Raw genomic sequence first — 18,597 nt, 5'->3', positions numbered from 1 at the left:
TATCAGCGCGAGGTTTGATCATGAGCCAAGCAGAAATTTTGGCCGCTATTGCCGCCGAACGACAGACACAAGATAGTTTCAATCCCCTAGCGGTGGATGCTGATACCGATTGACAATATACCAATTTTCAAATCAATTATCAAAATCGCCTTGATTGAAGATATGGAGCCAGCAATGATCGAAAGTCTTATCCCCATGCTCGGCATAGTTGCCAGCGCGATAGCAATAGCACTTCTAACCAAGCACCCTAAGCAACAATTAATCAGTAGTGCTAGTGCTGTAGTTTTTTGGTTTGCCGTATGGTGTGTTTTGGTTGGGCCAGAATATCTGTTGTTTGTAGCTTATTTGGTTTGGCTGGTTGTGTTGGCCGTGGTGATTGTGATGGCTATCAATATGGCCCGGGCGCTGCTGCGAACATTTCAAAAGGAAGCACACAAGCGACCTGAGCCAACGACACACTATCCACCCATAACCCAAGGTGACATTGACCAAGGGATTAACCAGATTCGCTAGTGCGATGGCTGCCCAGCTGGGCAGCCATTCGTTTTGAGGAGATCATCAATGGAAGTAGAAGTAACCGTCAAAGGCATCATCGTGTTTGATGAAGCTGGAGTCTATGGCGAATATGAAGAGGTAGAGATTGAAACCAAAGCGGTTTGGATACCTGGCTTTGGGCTACTGGTCAATGCAAATATTGGTATTGGCGGACACTATCCTCTGCTGCATTGTGCTGGTTTTGATAGCACTACCCATGCTGAGGCTGTTCGCACGGCGGTTGCCTACAGCGATGCCGTAATTCACCATCTGACCAAGCATGAGGCGATGGTCAAAACCATTGATACCTATATGAGTGCCAAGAAAGCCTTTTACGCTCAGGGTGGAACGAATGCCAAACTTGAAGGCGCATTCCTTGATAGCCAAGAGCCACTTGATCAAGTTTGGGCAACCTTCACGTTTACCCCTGAGGCCTATGAATGAGCAACTACAAAATCATCATGAATTATGGCGATACCGAAGTTTCGCTAGCGATTGGCCGCCTTGATCAAGATGAAGCCTTGATCATTCAACGGCAACTAACCAGTGCTGTTCGCTCGGTATTTGATGATATTCCGGTAGTTGGTTTGCGTTGCATGCCCAATTATCGAGTGGAGTTTATTTCAATCCCCTAACGGCGGATTAGAGCGTGTCTAGCAAAACAAAGGAGCATACCTAATGGCTGCATGGATTTATACCGCCGATGGCGAATTCGAGAGCCTAGCCGAAGCCATTGAAGCCTATAAGGAACGGGTACGAAAACAAGAGCAAGAGGAACATCGGGCTGCGTTGCAGGCAGCCCAGCATGATCCTGGCGTTCAAAGTTGGATAGAACTAGCGAACAATGAAGCAGCGCTACAAAGTGTTGCCAAACACATCCTGCCAATAAAACCTATCACTACTGCCTAGTAGTTTGTTTTAATCCCTGAACAGGATACCTCATTATGACACAACCATTCACCACTATCAAACCCAAGCTTGAAGCCCCGTTCCCCATGGATATTATTGAGATAAAGCCCACTGTTGTCACGAAGGATAAGACCCGCGCTTTAGCTATTGCCTATGCCGAAGTCCGAGCCTATCAGGACAGGCTTGATGCTGTGGTTGGTGGTGAATGGGCTGTGACCTATCGCCCCTTAGGGCCAGGTGCGGTTATTTGCCAGCTGACCCTAGTTGGCATCACTCGTGAAGATGTTGGGGAAGCCGAGCAAACTGACCCGAATAAAGCGACGGTTGCCGTTGCCCAAGCGTTCAAACGCGCCTGCTCGGCATTCGGGCTGGGCCGCTATCTGTACAGCATGCCAAAAGTATGGGCCGAATACGATCAGGAAAAAAAGTGCTTTGTGTACCCTGATCGCATTATTGCCCATATGTATAAGCAGATTGGGATAAAGGTATGAACCTAGTCAATCTTGCAGGCACACAACTTCAGGTGCAGGAATATTTGCGGGCAGGCCAACTAGAGGCGGCCCGCAATATTTTAATCAATCGCAATATAAGCCCCCAGTTAATAGCGAAATGGCTAACGCCTGAGCAGCAAGAGGCACTGGGGTTTATTTCGCCGGAATTGATGGCCGAGCTACAAACTGATAATCAAGCATAAGTAAAGGAAGCAAATCATGGCAGCGGATACCAAGATCATCATCGTTGAAGGACAAGAGTTTCGGGTACCGAGCGCAATGGAGATTGATGCAATTCGTTCCCATCTTGCCACCACATACCCTTCAGTAACATCGGCAATCATCACCAAGGGCAAACGCACAATTGAGGGTGAAGAGTACGAAACCATCGAGTTCGTCAAAAAAGTTGGCACAAAAGGCCTTGATTTAGTTGCAGCCTTGGAAGAGATCCCCCCTGCTTGGGATCTCTTCGATCTCTTCAGCACCAAACCACCAGTACCTATAGAGAAGTTACTAGCTGGTGGTTTGACCTTTGGCGAAGCCATGCTCATGAATTTGGATACTGAGCTAAGCAAACGATTTGAAAAAAAATATAACCGCGAGGAATCAGCACTATGCCTGCACTTAGCCGAATTGCCCGCAAGCGCCGATCAAGATCTGCCATTGGGTTGGTAAAGGTTAGCTCTTTGACCCCTGCGGGCTTTAGTGATGAAACCATCATTAAAGAATGGAATGATGTACTGCATGGGGTTCGGCTAATGCAGCGTTACGATCCTAGTTATTATGAACAGATTCGCGATGAACCATTGACGTTGGTAAAGGGTAAGTCTTGTTTTATCAGAATGGCATATCTGGTTGAAGATCTTGTTTCCACAACCATGAATTTTCAAGATTATATGGAGTGGAGACAAGAGGACTTCGATCCCTATGATGATGCCGATGATATTGCCAATGATGATCCTGCCCTCTCGGAAAGCTATAGTCTTGATCTGCGATTTGAGATTGCCGGGCAATGGCTTGATGAAACCCCTTTAGCCGTTTTTGGTTTACCGATTCATGCTGGTGAAGCTGGAGATATGTTTCATCTTGCAATGTGGCTTACGCGGTATCCATTTCATACTACACCCTACGATGTTATGCGGTTCGATGGTGATCGCTATTTCGTGAAAGATAAAGAAATTTTTCAAGCGCTGAAAACATTTGACCCTTTGCCTGAGCATATTCATATCCATGGATTAATTCAAGAATTAAATCGCAAAAAGATCTATGGGTTTGAGCTTGGAACCTTGATTCAATATGCATTGCGCATTACTGGTGATGTGTTTGCCGATGTTTCTATGGCAGAACTGGAAGTTGGTGGATGGGATGACGGCATAGATTGGGCTAACCCTGATATGGTCGCCTCAGTCCAAGATCGTCAACGTCGAGCCGATGCGCTGTGCAGCCAATTCCATGACTTTGCAGCATGGCTTGATCGCAACAATGAATATGCGATCGATATTTTGCTCAATATTTATGGAGCCGCTGCGGTCGTACTGGCTAATGATACCCAACGCCCAGCAACCTTAATGGAGTTAGTCAATGCCAACGATGAAGTACCCCAGACCATATAAGCGAGAAATCGTGTTTGATAAAAGCCCGAAGCTTCAGCTAGATTTCTTCGATAATGCGGTGATTATGACCCGCCGTGAGCCATCTGGTTGGTCATCATACCCAGTCGATGTTAGTGAGGTTGCAAAGGTATTAAGCGGTATCCCCCAATCATCGGGATTGCTCCCTCAAAATACCTTAGGCTATGGAAGCTATAAAGGCAGTTCCTTCTACTGCATGTATATTCCACCAAAATCCATCACGATAGAGCTTGCCAATAATGATCGGTTAACGATTCCCATTCCACCGCTCGTTTGGCGTGGTTGGAAACAAAACTATCAGATTTGGGCATTAGCCACTGAAGCCTATCCTTTAGCGTCAACACCCTTATTTATGGCTCCCTTCCCTAATGTGTACCCGAATGCGATGATTTGCTGGGGTGATAGTGATGATCGTTTGCCTGCTGGCCCAAGCACGATGCAGGCAATGCTTGACCTCTTTTTGATAGGCAGTCGTTTCAATACCCATTTGGTTGGTGGTAAGAGCATGCGTTCATCTGGCAATATTATCAATCTGTACCATAGGATTAAAGGTAAGGCTATGTATCCACTTCATGATTTATGTGCTACTGATTTAGTTCTTGAAAACGTGTTGGAAGGGGGATTTGCATGATCCCAAACCTTCACCGCTACCATATTGTTACTGAAGCGGAACCATATCCCCCTAATCAGCCAGGCTTGACGTGGCTGATCGCAGCGAACGGCATCTTCAAAAGTGGCTGCGATCGCCATCAGCGCTTGATTATTCAAGTCTCCGAGCAGCGCATTGATCTACCTGGCATGGTCGCGATTATGCCGATGATTCACTGGTTCAATTATCCCAAACGCTTACCATCTGCTTGGTTATCAATGCTGCTTGCAGATGCCCAAAAGGCTTCTATTATCACCAATGGAGTAGCACGACCAATCGAGAAACAATACTTTGTAGTTAATAAAGATGATCGGCTGAAGCTGATTATTGCTCCCCAACAAGCTAGTGCCTTGAGGGTGCATTATCAAATGCCGTCGGCACCAATCTTTGTTGATATTCATAGCCATCATGGTATGCCTGCTTACTTTTCGGCCACCGATGATGCTGATGATACAGGCCTCTCAATTTCATGTGTGATCGGCAACATCTATAGCAACCCTGAAATCATTTGTCGATTAAACATCTATGGCCAACATCAAGTTGTGCCTATTACCACCATTTTTGATGGTTGTGGCCCTTTTGCCGATGTGGGACAACGAGAGGGGGATCGCTATGCAAATGCTCAGTTTTGAGCCTATTGCCCCGTTTGTAATAGGAAACCAGTCACGCTTTCATATCACTATTGTTGGGGCTGGTGGTACTGGCTCTTATATCGTGCAAACTGTGGCTCGGTTAATGGCGCATGCCAATGAGAAGGGTTCCCCCAAAATCGATGTAACGCTGGTTGATGGCGATACAATTGAAGCAAAAAATATTGGTCGTCAACTCTTTGCCCCAGCCGAAATAGGCCGAAATAAAGCACAATCATTGGCTACTCGGTTCAACCAAGCCCTAGGCCTCAAAATACAAGCTATACCCACAATGATCGATCAATATTCGCTTCCGCATGTTGATCGCTATCAATGGCATCAATCGGCTGCGCTTGATAAGCGGCCCTACTCAATTGTTGTGGGCGCTGTCGATAATGCCGAAGCACGCAAGGTTATTCATGATGGTTTAGCTAAATATGTCTTTAACCTATGGATTGATAGTGGCAACCACGAGCATGGGGGACAAGTGCTTGTAGGCAACTGCGTAGCACCGCATAAGCTAAAAGGAAGCTTTGCCCTTGAGGGAATGGTGCAATCATTACCAGCACCATCGTTGATGGCACCATCGCTGATAACACCACCAGAGCCACTGCCTGAATCGCAGCAGCTTGATTGTGCAACCGCGATGGAGAATAACCGCCAATCCTTACTTATTAATCAGCAAATGGCCTCAATTGTTGGCCAATACTTACATCAAATCATCTTTACCCAACGCTTGACCACTTTTGAAACAATTGTCGATATGAGCACACTCACGATGCGAAGCACCCCAATCACGGTTTCTAATGTGGCTCAATGTCTTGGGGTAACGTCTGCATTTTTAAAAGGAATTAACGCATGACCACACAACTAACCTTATTCGATTACAACGCGCTGGATACTGAAACCCGCGTTATCGTTCAGCAAAAAGCGGTCGAAATTCGGGATCGAATGCGCAGCGCTGCGCAGGCCGTCATCGAGATTGGTGAGCGGCTGATCGATGTGAAAGAACGCTTGGGCCATGGCAAGTTTGGGCAATGGCTTGATGCAGAATTCCAATGGTCAGCTGATACCGCCCGTAACTATATGAATGTTGCTGAGCGGTTTGGTCAAAATCCGAAAATTTCGGAATTTGCACCATCGGCCTTATATTTGTTGGCAGCCCCATCAACACCAGAGGATGCCAGAACTGAAGCGATCAATCTAGCCGAGCAGGGCCAAAAGATTACCCATGCAGTAGCAAAGCAAATTGTAACCACCCACAAAGAGCAAGCAGCGCCAAAGCCCAAGCCAGCAGCTGCACCAGCAGTGCCAAAACCTGAACCTAAGCTTGAGATCCCCCCAATGCTCATCATTGGCGATAAGACGGTTCCTAGTGCTGAATTCACAGGCACGCCAACACCAAACACAATTGATGATAGTGAGAGCGAAGAGCTAGCCAGCCAGCCACTGGTTGAAACGCCATCTGAACAACCAGACTTACCACCAATGCTTACCATTGGCCAACCAAGCCCAGCGGCTGCCGTTGAAATCGATACGAAGCCCTTGGCTTATGCAATCGTGGTGCAGGAGTTGGCGCGGCAAATGGTTACACTTGCCAACCAGCGCGTGAAGTTATTAGAAGATCAAATTGAGGCCCAAGGGAAAGAGGTTATTCAACCATTCATTGATACAGAGCAGATGGCTGAAGCAGCTGCATCATTTATTGGAACGCCTGCATTCAAGTCACAAGCTGGCTTGTTGGCCTTTGGGGTGAAGGTTAACCTTCGGGATTTCTAAACAAGCCTGCCTGCTGTCTGAAACAGCAGGCAGGCTTGACATTTGTGCTAGGATTTAAAAGATTTACATATTTGGGTATTTCTATGATGCAACCACTTACAAATATCAGTAAAGCTGTAGATAGGATTATTGAATCACTTCCACAATTACAGCCTGTTTTGGAATCAACGACTTATAGACTTGGTGATGACTCTATTATCATTCGAAATAAGTATCCAGAATATCGAAACCAATTAAAATTACATAAAGATTTACTATCTAATATAATATTGGAAGAGTTAGATAATAAGGAATTTAATTTTATTATAGATGAATCTGATATTAATTTTATTGAATTCGATAGAATTTCTTCAAAAAGATCAGTATCTAAAAATATAAATCATAATTTTAATATAGAAAATAATATAAATTTAAATTTCTATACTTCTCAATCAATAGATGTAATAGATTCTGGTATATCACAATATTTAGATGATTTTAAAAAAAGAATGGTGTGGCCTCACTACAAAATAATAAGAAAAAAAGAAAATTCATCAAAAATAGTTTACGAAATATCATTCATTTCGATTGGTGAATTGGGGTTTATCACAGATATGACGGGAAAGATCTATTTAAGGAAAATAGGCGGAGGTGGATTTAACATCAAATATATAAATCCATTCCATATAAAAGATAATATAGATAAGTTAGTTGAATTTCACCTCGAGGAATTTGATAAAATAAAGAAATGGCATAACTTTGAAATAGATATTCTTGAATCATCTATAGATTCTTCAAGAAATATTATAGTTATTTCTAGAGAGATATTTGAATATATTGAATATAGCTTAAAAGAAGATGAAATAATTGAAGATAATGATTTATATAGAATTAATAGAAATAATGAATATTACGTAAACCTTGATAGAATAAAAGAACTATCAAAAATTCAATCAAAAGATTTTGATATTACTAAACTAGTGAAATTATGTTTAGAATTAAATATATCATTTTCAAATGAGTGTTATTTTGCAGCTATATTTATTCTTAGGGCTATTATAGATCATATACCACCAATATTTGGACATATTAATTTTGATAATGTAGTAAGTAACTATAAAGGTAATTCTGGCAAAAAAATATTAAATCATCTTTTGGTTACGTTAAAAAATACTGCTCATATAAATATCCATAAACCTATTTCTAGGAAAGAAATTATTCCAAATCGACAACAAGTTGATTTTAAAAGTGAGATAGACTTTCTATTATCAGAGATAATACAAGAACTGTCATAGTGAGAAGGCAGTCATACATCAAGTATGACCGCCTTCTCATATTTAAACCGCTAGTTGAGCCGGCAATACATCCAACTAGGGCAAGGGCAATTCCACCACCACCTCAACCGTATCTGTGACTGGCAGATACTTCATTTCGCCGACGGTAAAGCTCCGCAACTCTGGCGATGCCAGGAGCAGTGGCAGATTGCTAATCGTGATCGTATCGTTGTGCTGAATTAAATCCAGAATGTATTGTGGTTACCTGCTCCAGCTAGAGGTGTAATGTACCCAAACTGGTAATTATGATTGTTTTGGACACAATTGCAGACCATCTTAATTACCATTCATATCGTGTTCATATCGTATTCAAACCGCATTCAGATGGTATACAAACCGCCAAAAAAAGAATAGCCCATCAGAAAGGCCTAAACTGGCCGTTTGGTCGTGCCGACATTCTTTAACAGGCTGCATCGCCACCGTTTTCATCCTGAGGAGGTTGTTCATGGCTTCATCACTCGCGATTGGCCTCAATCCCATCGAGTTACACATCCTGTTGCTCGTCGCTCGGTTGGGCCGCTTGCTTTCACGTCACCTTCGCACAGCGTGGGGCCATCCGTTTACGGTGACGATTCAAACGGTTAATCGCACCTTGGCCAAGCTCGTCGATGCCAAACTGCTCACCTATTGCGAACACTTTCAATCGCATGGCTATGACCCACGTGGTGCGCTGGGCTGGACACGCCATGGCCGCTTATATAGCCTCACGCCCCTCGGCTGGGAGATCGTCAAACAGGCTTTTCCGATGCTTGAAGAAGGCAGTGAGCGGCTGGCTCCCACGATGTTCAATCCCCAACATCAAGCGGAACACCAGATTGAATATGCCGAGGTCATCACCAGTTTGATTCAGTCATTACCCTACGTGCCTGGCATTGTCGGGATGAGCAGTTATATCGAAATGGACTTAGGGCCAACCGCACGGCCACGCGCCGACGGCATTGTCGTGGTGCGCCGCTGGGCCGATGCAACGCAGACCGATCGTGAGCGCTCGTCGCTCTATCCATGGCTGGGGGTTAGCCAACAAGCAGGCCAGATCGATCAACTGTATGCCATTGAGATTGATCGGGGAACCGAGGAACTGAGCATTATTACGGGTAAGGCCCACTCCTATGGGGAGTTATATCGCTCGAAGTATTGGGAAGGGCGCTATCAATGGCCGCTGATTGCCTTTACCGTGCCGAGCGAACGCCGCAAACGGGCTGTGCTCGATGCGTGGGAAATCGGCTGGCCCGGCAGTCAGCTGCTGATTGCCACTATCGACGAGGTGCGTGAGTCAGGTATTCTCACGCCGATCTGGACAACCCAGTACACCAAGGATGGGCAACGTATCCAGCAGCCACATCGGTTTTTGAAGGTAAAGTGGTTTGAGAAGATTGTGGCGTAGGTACAATATTATAATGCGTATAACCTACATACTTATAATACTGTTAAACCCTCATCCTCCTCTCTTCCATAAGCGACCCCTAGTGGGTCGTTTGTGGTTTTCGGAATACGCGACAGTAGTATAAATGTTCTAATTTGGGTGATCTGAAGATTCTTGATTATCGATCTTTGTTTCTAGAGTTAGTTTTTTCTTGTAATATGTGGTGTTCTCGGCTTAGCACAATTTATTTACTTGGCATAACAAAATGGTATCGTGATGTAAGTATATGTTTGGCAACAAAAGATCAACTGGAAGTCATATGATTATAGTTATGAATACACTATTTGAAGATTTTTTTAGACACTTCATTCTATTATACGATTTTAACTCTTCTTTTTTTGATTTCATATGTCATTTGAATCATTTTGATTGGATATCAGCTAGTCTTTATCTTTTCTAATGCTAATTTAAGACTGTCATTATAAGGCTTTCTAATGATAAATTAACCATAATATCAAATTGAAACCATTACTTATATAAAGCCTAGGATGGAATTTTGCGAACAGACAATATGCTATACTGTTCTAGATTAGGCCCCCTCCCGCTAGGAAGCATCGAGGGGGCTTCTCTTATGATGTATGTTGTGTACCACATTTTATCCTCAATTCCTCTACGGGCATCAAAATGTGATGTACAAGTAAAGGTTTCTGTGCTGTCCTTCATAACCTTCCTTTTTCTACATGCATGGCTTTGGCCGCATTAACGTGGGTTACATCAGCAGTCCTATCGATTCTTGATATGGAGGGTTCTTTATGTATGCTCAGCGTGTGGCTAATTTTGTTCAGGAATATCAACGATATATCAATAATTCAGCGAATGAAGAGGAGCTTCGGAGCGGGTTTTATCTGGCTGCTACTAATGCTTTGGGTATTCCAAATTTTACCCTAGAACGAGGCCGGCAGGATATCCGCCGGAATCGTGTCATTCTAGAGTTTAAGAATAAAGGCCTATTTCGAGGTCAATCCACCAGCCTTAAATTTAAAGAGGCGCAGGATCAACTCATTAATAGGTATATCCCTCAGCAATCGCTTCGTGATGGGAGAAGGCCCTCAGATTATATTGGCGTGTGTTTTGATGGAGAACATCTTGCCTTTACCTTTGTTGAACCAGATCAAACGGTTCGGGTCACGAAACTATTGCCATTTGATGAACATAGTGCTGGGGCTTTGGTTATGGCGCTTGACGTTGATGATCGGCGTGAACTAACCCCACAAAATGTTATTGATGATTTTGGTCCATCTTCCTTTATTGCGCGACAGACCCTACAAGCATTATGGCATCACTTAAATGTATCTCTTGATATGGGTGTCAAGCGGATACACATGCTCTTTACCGAATGGAAAAGTCTTTTCCAACAAGGAACAAGCATTGGTACACGAGGGCGACAGAAACTTCAGGCGTATCTTCAGTCAGTGGGTTTACCTGAATCTGCTGATATCACCCGTCTCCTTTTTGTCCTTCATACCTATCATGCACTTTTTTTCAAATTGCTTGCGGCTGAGGTTGTGCTGACAAATGCTATTATCCCGGGTATGACCCAAACCGATTTTTGTTTTTCTACCGCAGGACTTCCTGATCGATCCCTTATTAAGTTGTTGGTAGATGATATCGAGGAATCAAAAGTATTTCGCCGTGTCAACATCCTCAATTTTGTTGAGGGGACTTTTTTTACCTGGTATACACATGAGGCTCCCGCAGGATTGATTGAAGCAATTCGACAGATTATGCAGCGGCTTAACCTTTATCGGCTAAGCGATCTTCAACTGGAACGAACACGCGATATTGTGAAGTATGTTTACGAGCAAATAGTTCCTGAACCGCTTCGTCATAGTCTGGGGGAATATTTCACGCCAGAATGGCTGGTTGAGTTTACTCTTGATCGTGTTGGATATCAAGGCTCCCAAATTTTGGATCAGAAGATTCTCGATCCATGCTGCGGCTCAGGCAATTTCCTTATTCATGCTATTGAGCGCTATAAACAGGCGGCTCACGCCCAAGGATGGGATGATTCTGCTATTCTTCATGGCATTACCAATCACATCTTTGGATTTGACCTAAACCCTCTTGCCATGTTAACTGCACGGGTTAACTATCTTATTGCGATTTCGGATCTCTTGAAAACTTCATCTGCGGTTGAAATCCCTGTATATCAAGCCGATGCCGTTTACATTCCAAAGCCCCGACCTGATGATCCGACTATTTATCGCTATGATATTTCAACCCGTCTAACAGGGTGTCCTATACTCGCCCTAGATATCCCTGTATCCCTAATTCACAAACAACATTTGTTTGCACGAGTGCTTGAGGAGATGGAAGAGTCGATAAATGAGCACCAGCATACCTCTGCATTTATTACACATCTTAAGAGAAATCCTGAATTCTGTAGAGTAGAGGATCATCTTGACTGGATTCCATATCTGGAAAAAATGTTTAATGACATCCAGTTTCTTGAATCACGCTCATGGAATCGGATATGGTGTCGGATTGCGCGAAATTACTTTGCCTCCGTTGCAATAGGGTCTTGCGATATCGTTGCTGGTAATCCACCCTGGGTTCGTTGGTCTGAATTACCCCAGCTTTATGCGGAGAAAATTAAACCGATTTGTGATGAATATGGAATTTTCTCTGATGAACGTTTTTTTGGGGGGAATGAGCTTGATATATCGGGGATGATAACCTATACCGTTATTGACCAGTGGTTGGATGAGGGTGGTAAGCTGGCCTTTATTCTTCCACAAAATCACCTGCAATCTCAGTCATCTGGTGGATTTCGTCAGTTTCAGATTCGCGAAACCCCGTTAGAGGTTTTACAGGTTGATGATTTTAGCGAGGTTAAACCATTCCGCCGCGTAGGTAATCGTCCCGCAGTGATAACCATCTACAAGGGGCGAGCTACAACCTATCCTGTTCCCTATAACATATGGAAACGTATAACCCCAACAACTATCTCTGAAAATGTAAGCTATGCGACTGCGGCTGAGAATCTTCTATCGATACCTCATGAAGCTTATGCATTAGAGGACGCAGGAAAACGTTGGAGTATTCTTCCGCTAGGACGATTTCCTCTCCTTTCCATGTTGAATGGTGAGGACAGGTCAATTGAAGGCCGTAAGGGTATTGTTACCGATTTGAATGGGGCATACTTTATTCGAATTCTTGGCCATGGTTATCGGACTGGAACTCTTCGTTTTAAAACTTCTCCAGATCAGGGTCAAAAACCTGTACCAGAGCGAACATATGAGATTGAGGCTGACCTTGTATATCCTCTGATAAAAGGGGCAAAAAATGTTCAACCATTTTATGCCACCACAAGCGAGTTAGCCGTAATTGTTCCTAATAAGGGGATTAATTCATCCTCTATGCCATCCATGTCTCGACTGACTTATCAGGGGTATCCACTAGCAGCACGTTATTTCCAGTCTCTGAATCGCGATGTGCTCATTGATGGTGTTGGCCTACTCGATCAACGATCAACTTGGCGAACCCGAATGCGGCCATTTTTGGAAAAACAATATGCCGATAATCTTGCCGATATACCCTTTTATGCAATCTATAACGTAGGAGACTATACATTTGCTCCCTATAAGGTTGTATGGGCAGAAATGTCTGGAAGTCTTAAGGCGGCAGTGATTTCTGATGGTCTTGTACCCTATATTGAGCAGCGAAAGATTATTATCCCTGATCATAAAATATACTTTGCATCCTTTTCGAGTGAAAAATATGCTCACTTTATTTGTGCGCTACTCAATTCATCAATTATACGTGAATTTGTGGATAGCTTCACTATAAAATTGCAGGTTGGAACAATATTTAAGCATCTTCGATTGCCTAAGTTTGATTTAGAAAATGCCGAACATCTATCACTCGTTGACTTATCCATTACGGCACATAACACTATGAATAAAACAAATGGCAGTGGTAATATTGAAGCATTTATAGAACAAATTGATATCATTGCTGTAAGATTATTAGCTAAATTTGCTGCCACTATTACCGATCAACTACAACAAGAAGGGTTTAATTTAGAATTTTAATATAGAACGATTTTTTATAAACAGAAACAGGTCATAGCAATTGACTGGTTATAACCTGTTTCTGTTTATTTTTTCTTAGGAGAATTCTATCCTCCATGTTTTTACGGCTTGCTTTGCCAGTTCTTTTTGGCGTCTAATAATATCTGCAGGAAGCCATGTGCTATATTGTGTAAGCATATGAGTGTAATAAATTTGTGTTTCCTTGCTATAGAGATTAGTATTTTTGTAAATAAATCCTTTTGCTCCTGATTTCTTATTTGGCGTTGTTGAAACGAGCGCTTGGTTACCAAGTTTATAGATATATTTCCGTAAATCGTCACCTGCCTGTGTTATTGTATCAATCCATTCATTTGATGGATTCTGTGGTAAAATATGCTCCAAATTAACCTTTCTCGGATCATTAGAAACCTGTGAGCTTCCTCCGTTAAAATTTTTTTCTAACTCTATAAGTAAATAACGTGATTTCTTTGCATCACTTAGAACCTTAGTACTGAACGCCTCCTCAAACTCTTCGTCTGTAGGATATATCGATCTGAATTCTCTGCATACTTTTATACTTTTATTTAGCTCACCAGAATGGATCTTTTTCGGAATATCAGAATAGTAGTTTGAAATAACACCTGTCCGTAATTCTCCAATTAAATTATATCGTACTGCCATAACGACCAAAGCATAGGTTAATTTCCTAAACTCAGTTGGATTAAATTTTTGTACTGCTGCTAATAAAACTGGCATAACCTGCTGTGCATCAAGAATATCAAGTACTTCTAAGTTATCTCTAGTTTGTTTTTCATGGTCATTCCAATAATCATCATTTGGATTTCCAAACGCCGCATATAATCTGGCCGATGTCCTCAAACTTCGTGCGAATTCTACCGCTTGGATGGGAGTATTTACTTGTTTTCTCATCAATCTAAATAATTGTGGTTTTGATGTTCGTCCATGGATCGATGTCCAATAATGGTGGATAAATCGATCACTCGGATCGCTATGAAGAAGATTATCGCGTAAAATAGACCATTCATTTTGTACTGAAGGAAGATACATACCTGATTTTTCAAATATATGATTTTTTAACAGTTCCATAGTTGTTAATCCCAGCCCTCGATCATTGAGTGTTTCGAAAATAGTATAGGCATCCGCTTCATCTGATACCTTTAATATTAATACATATATATGTTTTTGTATAATATTATGTATAGATAGGAGCGCATCTGAACTAAATTCTGTACCAGAAAATTCCTTTTGCCTCTCGATCAGCAAACTATAAATCTGTTTGATTGCTTTTCCAAGAAGATGATTCGTATCTTTCTTAGGGAGATTTTTGATGTTTTCTTCTATTTCTTCAATATTTGATTCAGAAACAATGTATTTTTGAAAAAAAGGATTATTAATTTCATTCATTTGAAATTTAGAGTTTATAGTTAATGTATTTATATCTATTTTTCCAAAATATTCCCTATTAAACCATTCGTTTCGTTGGGTATCACTATTTATTCGATAAATATTTCTTATACAGCTTAATATAATATATATAGCAGTAATTCTTTGCTGACCATCAATTATCTCATAATAACCATCCTTCTTCTTGAAAACCATTGATCCTAGAAAGTACTCTGGCTGAGGTAATTCAATAATTGCTGTAATATCATCCCATAACAGCTTAATCTCATCTTCCGTCCAAGCAAAACTTCGTTGAAAGACTGGTACTTTTAAAGCTTCAACCTTGTTGATAAAATCCCCAATAGGCGCTGTCTCGCTTTCGATATAGGTATTTCCCATATACGATCTCCTTCTGAACTATTAGGTCATAATTCTGTCTATGTCGTAAAGCACTCGGGAATTTCCCAAGTGCTCCTTTCATCCTACTGCGTGATCGTCTTGAAAAAGGCTTTGATTTCCTGATCAATCTCCTCGTCCGTCATCAATGCCGCCAGCGCAGCTCCATCGCGACTCTTGTTGAAGCGTAGGCCATAGACCCGAAAGACCGCATCGAGCAGGACATCCCCTTGAACGAGATTCATCTTTTCGGTTGGCCACCGTGCCTCGATGGCAGATGCTTCCTCTTGGGCAATGGCTGGGAATTGAGCCTTTGCATCGCTGAGTAGGGCTGTCAGCCGATCCAATTCCTGTATACTACGACTAACGAGATCGCCTGCCTTTGGCTTTTTGGGGAACAATACCTCGCGATCAAAGCGCAGAGCTGGCAGGCGTGCAGCGATACGCTTCTCAATGACCTGCTGTTTGCATGTTTCCACACAGGTAGTGATCTGCTGCTGGATCATTTCTTCTGTAATGCCTTCCGTTGTTGCTTGCAGTCCTGATATTTGGCCTTTGTCACGTAAGAACTGGGCAATGGCGCGTGGCACAAAGAGATAGTTTTCGATTTCCCGTTTGTTGAGTACCCTTACATTCGATTTCCCCGATAAGGGTTGTTTAATACGATCAATCTGCTGTTGATCCCGCTCGTCACGATCAATTAAGAACCACGTCTGAATCTGTTTTTTACTCAAGAAATCAAGGGTTGCTTCAGCAGCATAATAGGTTTGATTGAAAACGCCTTCCATGGTGACAAAGCCAATATTGTGTTGGCTTAAATTCACGCCAAGCGTCGCAGTCCATGTCCGTAGTATCTCCTCATCAAGCTTGCCCTCAACGAAAATAAGCTTGTCGTACATAAATAGCGAGCTGAGACGTAAACCGAGTTCTTGTGGAATAAGACTGGCAGCCTCTTCAGTATTGAGTGCTCGCACGGTGGTTGATTCGTTTTTTGATACGAGATACACATTTTTGACATCACCGGTGTCAATAAAGTTGGTGGAATGGGTTGTCATAAAGATCTGGCACTCGGCGCTAATCTCCTTGAGGTAGCGCATGAGATTCATTTCAAGGGACGGATGCAGGTGCAATTCTGGTTCTTCGATTAATACCACCTTTGGTCGATGAATCTCATAATCAAAGATGATTCGCAAGGCTTCCTTAACCCCATAGCCATTCACTTGGATAAGGAAGTTATCAACATCCAAAACGGGATCGCTATTATCATCTTCGACAAAGGCATCAATAGTAATACCTAATACCATATTTGCTATGGTTTGGATTCGTTGCAATGTAGCCTTGCTTGCTTTTTTCTTTTTTAATTCTAAGAACACGTTTGCGTCATTAATATCTAATTCCGGCCTTCGCTCTTTAATATGATGAAAATGGTTCGATATTCTTTGTACTATTTCTTTTAGGGATAAAATTAATTTTTCTAAATCGATATTACTGTGCTTAGTTGTATTCAATATTCCTTCTATTACAGATAATTCATCATTATTGTTTGATTTAATTCTCTCTTCTATTAGATTATCGAGTAATTCTTGATTTTTTGCTCCTTTCTTTATGTCATTAAAGTGTTCTCTATTATTTGATTTGATAATATTATTTAACATTGAAATTGCTTGCTCAAATCCTGATTTATTTTTTTCTTTTATTTCATTTAATATTAATGTTTCGGAGGATATGTAATTTAGTATAATATGATATTGTACTAAATTAGATAAATTATTATTGATTATATCTAGTAATTCATGATTACTTTTGTCACCTTCCAAGGTTATATTTTTTAATATTTTTGCATTAACTTTTGATTTTTTGTCTAATAAATTTACTATAGTAATACTTAATTTTGTGTATGTATTTTTTGTATTATTTTCAGGCTTATATATTTTTAAGTTATCTATGTCTGATTGAGAAATATTGAACTTTATGCTGATTTCGATTATTGAATCTTCACTATTATTGAAAAAATTTATTGTATCTTTGGAATCTTCAATAAATGTGAATAGTTTGCCTCGCTCCATAAACTCGAAAAACGTCGTAATCGCCAAGAGGATATTCGACTTCCCCGCATTATTCTTGCCAATCAGGACATTGATATCCCCACAGCCGTTCAGCTGGGCGTGTTCAATACTGCGAAAGTTCTTGATGATCACGTCGGTTATCTTCATACACCCTCCTGCTAGCCTGTGCTGCTTCAGTGCTGGGACAAACGGTGCTGTGTATCATACCACAGCCATGCAGCAAAACCGACCAAAGCCCCTTTTTACTCGTTGTATCGCTATAGTGTGTTTGACTGTGAATTTGCTGGATGCCGCTGCGTACTGATTCGCTACTTGCGATTTGATTAACAATCGAAACAGGTTTATGGTAGCAGCTACAGTAAAATCTTTAGATAGTTTTAATGATGTATTCCTTTTAGATGAAAAAACGCTAGTTTCTGGTAAGCATCGAGCACGTGGGAATTTCTTTCCCACGTGCTCGATGGTTTTAGGCTTGTGCTAACCACAGATCCAGCTGCTTAATCGGCGCTTCCGGCGTAACGCTCACCTCACCTGTCATCAGATTCACCGAGGTTTCAGCCAGCGTATAGCTGCGCTTGTTGATCGCGCCGGATAAATCACCAATGGTAATCACATCGCCACGACTGAGTAGATCGAGTGGCTCGCGCACATTGTACTCGTTGCGCACGGCGCGGACGTTCAGACTGGCGCGAACGGTCGGTGCTGCATCGGTCAAGGCGACGCTGCGCAACGTGGCCGCCTCGGTGCTATCCGTGGTTTCGCTGGCAATGGTGCGCTGGCGAACGATGCCTAAGGCATAGCGCTCGCTGGCGTGTTCCGCGAAGGCGGTATAGAGCGGTTGGTTACTGGCGTTCTTGTAGGCAACCCTGATTTGGTTGGTTGCTTCGCCCAGCGCTTTCTCCAGTTCAATCGAGCCATCGACGAGGGCAAAGGTGCGGCCTGTTTCCTTGGGACCATAGTAGAGGTATTGGGCATCATCGACATAGGTCACATACTGCGCCTGATCGGCCAACTCCTGTACCACGCTCAAGCCGGATGCAGCCGACCATGCGGCTTCCAAACAATCGCGGCTACTCTTGATAATCCGCGCACTGCTCTGCTTGATCCCGCTACCCGGGTTGGTTGTGAGGTTGCGGCTCAAGACATCTTCGACAATCTCTTTATCGGTCACGACAATCCCGCGCACAGTCACGCCAAGGACGTGGGTCTTGGTAAAGGCGGCTTGGAATTGGGTGGCATTGACCGCCAAGACTACGACACTCTCGCTATTCACCCCACCGCTTTCGATGGTCAGGCGTTGACCAACCGCGATATTGAGGGTACTCGCCACGGGCACGAAGGCCGTGCCAATGGCAATTGC

The 18,597-nt window shown here is 42.6% G+C and carries 17 protein-coding genes and 1 pseudogene; 15 read left to right on the top strand and 3 right to left on the bottom strand.

The features are described 5' to 3' along the window. Positions 1–174: 174 nt before the first annotated feature. The 15 genes from DEF47_RS12525 to DEF47_RS12455 all read left to right on the top strand — a co-directional run bounded on the left by DEF47_RS12525 (position 175) and on the right by DEF47_RS12455 (position 13,392). On the top strand, positions 175–513 hold the full coding sequence (locus DEF47_RS12525) for a hypothetical protein (RefSeq protein ID WP_287045166.1): 339 nt from the start codon (positions 175–177) through the stop codon (positions 511–513). A 48-nt stretch (positions 514–561) separates the two neighbouring features. Then, positions 562–978: a hypothetical protein gene (locus DEF47_RS12520; RefSeq protein WP_012188089.1), complete on the top strand. Its 417-nt coding sequence runs from the start codon at positions 562–564 to the stop codon at positions 976–978. After that, entirely contained in the window at positions 975–1,169 is a 195-nt protein-coding gene (locus DEF47_RS12515; RefSeq protein ID WP_041303936.1) for a hypothetical protein, read from the top strand. The genes DEF47_RS12520 and DEF47_RS12515 overlap by 4 nt, the downstream gene beginning before the upstream one ends. A gap of 43 nt (positions 1,170–1,212) precedes the next feature. Next, positions 1,213–1,443 carry a hypothetical protein gene (locus DEF47_RS12510; RefSeq protein WP_012188090.1) on the top strand — a complete coding sequence of 77 codons (231 nt, stop codon included), beginning with the start codon at positions 1,213–1,215 and terminating at the stop codon, positions 1,441–1,443. A 35-nt stretch (positions 1,444–1,478) separates the two neighbouring features. Further along, on the top strand, positions 1,479–1,934 hold the full coding sequence (locus DEF47_RS12505) for a Rad52/Rad22 family DNA repair protein (RefSeq protein WP_012188091.1): 456 nt from the start codon (positions 1,479–1,481) through the stop codon (positions 1,932–1,934). Next, entirely contained in the window at positions 1,931–2,137 is a 207-nt protein-coding gene (locus tag DEF47_RS12500; RefSeq protein ID WP_041303938.1) for a hypothetical protein, read from the top strand. The genes DEF47_RS12505 and DEF47_RS12500 overlap by 4 nt, the downstream gene beginning before the upstream one ends. Before the next feature lie 16 nt (positions 2,138–2,153). Next, positions 2,154–2,609, top strand: a complete 456-nt coding sequence (locus DEF47_RS12495) for a hypothetical protein (RefSeq protein ID WP_041303940.1) — start codon at positions 2,154–2,156, stop codon at positions 2,607–2,609. Beyond that, a complete protein-coding gene (locus DEF47_RS12490; protein WP_287045164.1) occupies positions 2,549–3,547 on the top strand; it encodes a hypothetical protein in 999 nt (332 codons plus the stop codon). Before DEF47_RS12495 ends, DEF47_RS12490 begins: the two co-directional genes overlap by 61 nt. Beyond that, entirely contained in the window at positions 3,516–4,196 is a 681-nt protein-coding gene (locus DEF47_RS12485; protein WP_287045163.1) for a hypothetical protein, read from the top strand. The genes DEF47_RS12490 and DEF47_RS12485 overlap by 32 nt, the downstream gene beginning before the upstream one ends. Before the next feature lie 167 nt (positions 4,197–4,363). Next, positions 4,364–4,846, top strand: a complete 483-nt coding sequence (locus tag DEF47_RS12480) for a Mov34/MPN/PAD-1 family protein (protein WP_287045162.1) — start codon at positions 4,364–4,366, stop codon at positions 4,844–4,846. Further along, positions 4,827–5,705, top strand: coding sequence for a PRTRC system ThiF family protein (locus tag DEF47_RS12475; protein ID WP_012188096.1), 879 nt, complete (start codon positions 4,827–4,829; stop codon positions 5,703–5,705). The genes DEF47_RS12480 and DEF47_RS12475 overlap by 20 nt, the downstream gene beginning before the upstream one ends. After that, positions 5,702–6,622 carry a DUF3102 domain-containing protein gene (locus DEF47_RS12470; RefSeq protein ID WP_012188097.1) on the top strand — a complete coding sequence of 307 codons (921 nt, stop codon included), beginning with the start codon at positions 5,702–5,704 and terminating at the stop codon, positions 6,620–6,622. The genes DEF47_RS12475 and DEF47_RS12470 overlap by 4 nt, the downstream gene beginning before the upstream one ends. Positions 6,623–6,705: 83 nt before the next feature. Continuing rightward, the gene (locus tag DEF47_RS12465) at positions 6,706–7,896 is read left to right on the top strand and encodes a hypothetical protein (protein ID WP_041303942.1); all 1,191 of its coding nucleotides are present in this window, start codon (positions 6,706–6,708) and stop codon (positions 7,894–7,896) included. 484 nt (positions 7,897–8,380) lie between these two features. Next, positions 8,381–9,319 carry a replication-relaxation family protein gene (locus DEF47_RS12460; protein ID WP_012188099.1) on the top strand — a complete coding sequence of 313 codons (939 nt, stop codon included), beginning with the start codon at positions 8,381–8,383 and terminating at the stop codon, positions 9,317–9,319. A gap of 791 nt (positions 9,320–10,110) precedes the next feature. Continuing rightward, on the top strand, positions 10,111–13,392 hold the full coding sequence (locus tag DEF47_RS12455; protein WP_012188100.1) for an N-6 DNA methylase: 3,282 nt from the start codon (positions 10,111–10,113) through the stop codon (positions 13,390–13,392). A 75-nt stretch (positions 13,393–13,467) separates the two neighbouring features. Here DEF47_RS12455 and DEF47_RS12450 read toward each other — a convergent pair whose 3' ends face one another. The 3 genes and pseudogenes from DEF47_RS12450 to DEF47_RS12440 form a co-directional block, all read right to left on the bottom strand. Next, the gene (locus DEF47_RS12450; protein ID WP_012188101.1) at positions 13,468–15,174 is read right to left on the bottom strand and encodes a DUF262 domain-containing protein; all 1,707 of its coding nucleotides are present in this window, start codon (positions 15,172–15,174) and stop codon (positions 13,468–13,470) included. Positions 15,175–15,257: 83 nt separating this feature from the next. Continuing rightward, on the bottom strand, positions 15,258–17,384 hold the full coding sequence (locus DEF47_RS12445) for an AAA family ATPase (RefSeq protein ID WP_012188102.1): 2,127 nt from the start codon (positions 17,382–17,384) through the stop codon (positions 15,258–15,260). A 319-nt stretch (positions 17,385–17,703) separates the two neighbouring features. Beyond that, a pseudogene (locus tag DEF47_RS12440) lies at positions 17,704–18,597 on the bottom strand (hypothetical protein); the annotation flags it as partial.

Origin of the sequence: Herpetosiphon sp. (assembly GCF_003512625.1) — a bacterium.
GTDB classification, from domain to species: Bacteria; Chloroflexota; Chloroflexia; order Chloroflexales; family Herpetosiphonaceae; genus Herpetosiphon; species Herpetosiphon aurantiacus.
This window is presented reverse-complemented; position numbering and strand designations above follow the sequence as displayed.

Bases quoted from the DNA above. Each gene is read 5' to 3' on its own strand.
- DEF47_RS12505 (WP_012188091.1), top strand. From the start codon at position 1,479: ATGACACAACCATTCACCACTATCAAACCCAAGCTTGAAGCCCCGTTC.
- DEF47_RS12465 (WP_041303942.1), top strand. From the start codon at position 6,706: ATGATGCAACCACTTACAAATATCAGTAAAGCTGTAGATAGGATTATT.
- DEF47_RS12525 (WP_287045166.1), top strand. From the start codon at position 175: ATGATCGAAAGTCTTATCCCCATGCTCGGCATAGTTGCCAGCGCGATA.
- DEF47_RS12490 (WP_287045164.1), top strand. From the start codon at position 2,549: ATGCCTGCACTTAGCCGAATTGCCCGCAAGCGCCGATCAAGATCTGCC.
- DEF47_RS12470 (WP_012188097.1), top strand. From the start codon at position 5,702: ATGACCACACAACTAACCTTATTCGATTACAACGCGCTGGATACTGAA.
- DEF47_RS12510 (WP_012188090.1), top strand. From the start codon at position 1,213: ATGGCTGCATGGATTTATACCGCCGATGGCGAATTCGAGAGCCTAGCC.
- DEF47_RS12475 (WP_012188096.1), top strand. From the start codon at position 4,827: ATGCAAATGCTCAGTTTTGAGCCTATTGCCCCGTTTGTAATAGGAAAC.
- DEF47_RS12515 (WP_041303936.1), top strand. From the start codon at position 975: ATGAGCAACTACAAAATCATCATGAATTATGGCGATACCGAAGTTTCG.
- DEF47_RS12445 (WP_012188102.1), bottom strand. From the start codon at position 17,384: ATGAAGATAACCGACGTGATCATCAAGAACTTTCGCAGTATTGAACAC.
- DEF47_RS12480 (WP_287045162.1), top strand. From the start codon at position 4,364: ATGGTCGCGATTATGCCGATGATTCACTGGTTCAATTATCCCAAACGC.
- DEF47_RS12450 (WP_012188101.1), bottom strand. From the start codon at position 15,174: ATGGGAAATACCTATATCGAAAGCGAGACAGCGCCTATTGGGGATTTT.
- DEF47_RS12455 (WP_012188100.1), top strand. From the start codon at position 10,111: ATGTATGCTCAGCGTGTGGCTAATTTTGTTCAGGAATATCAACGATAT.
- DEF47_RS12495 (WP_041303940.1), top strand. From the start codon at position 2,154: ATGGCAGCGGATACCAAGATCATCATCGTTGAAGGACAAGAGTTTCGG.
- DEF47_RS12500 (WP_041303938.1), top strand. From the start codon at position 1,931: ATGAACCTAGTCAATCTTGCAGGCACACAACTTCAGGTGCAGGAATAT.
- DEF47_RS12460 (WP_012188099.1), top strand. From the start codon at position 8,381: ATGGCTTCATCACTCGCGATTGGCCTCAATCCCATCGAGTTACACATC.
- DEF47_RS12520 (WP_012188089.1), top strand. From the start codon at position 562: ATGGAAGTAGAAGTAACCGTCAAAGGCATCATCGTGTTTGATGAAGCT.
- DEF47_RS12485 (WP_287045163.1), top strand. From the start codon at position 3,516: ATGCCAACGATGAAGTACCCCAGACCATATAAGCGAGAAATCGTGTTT.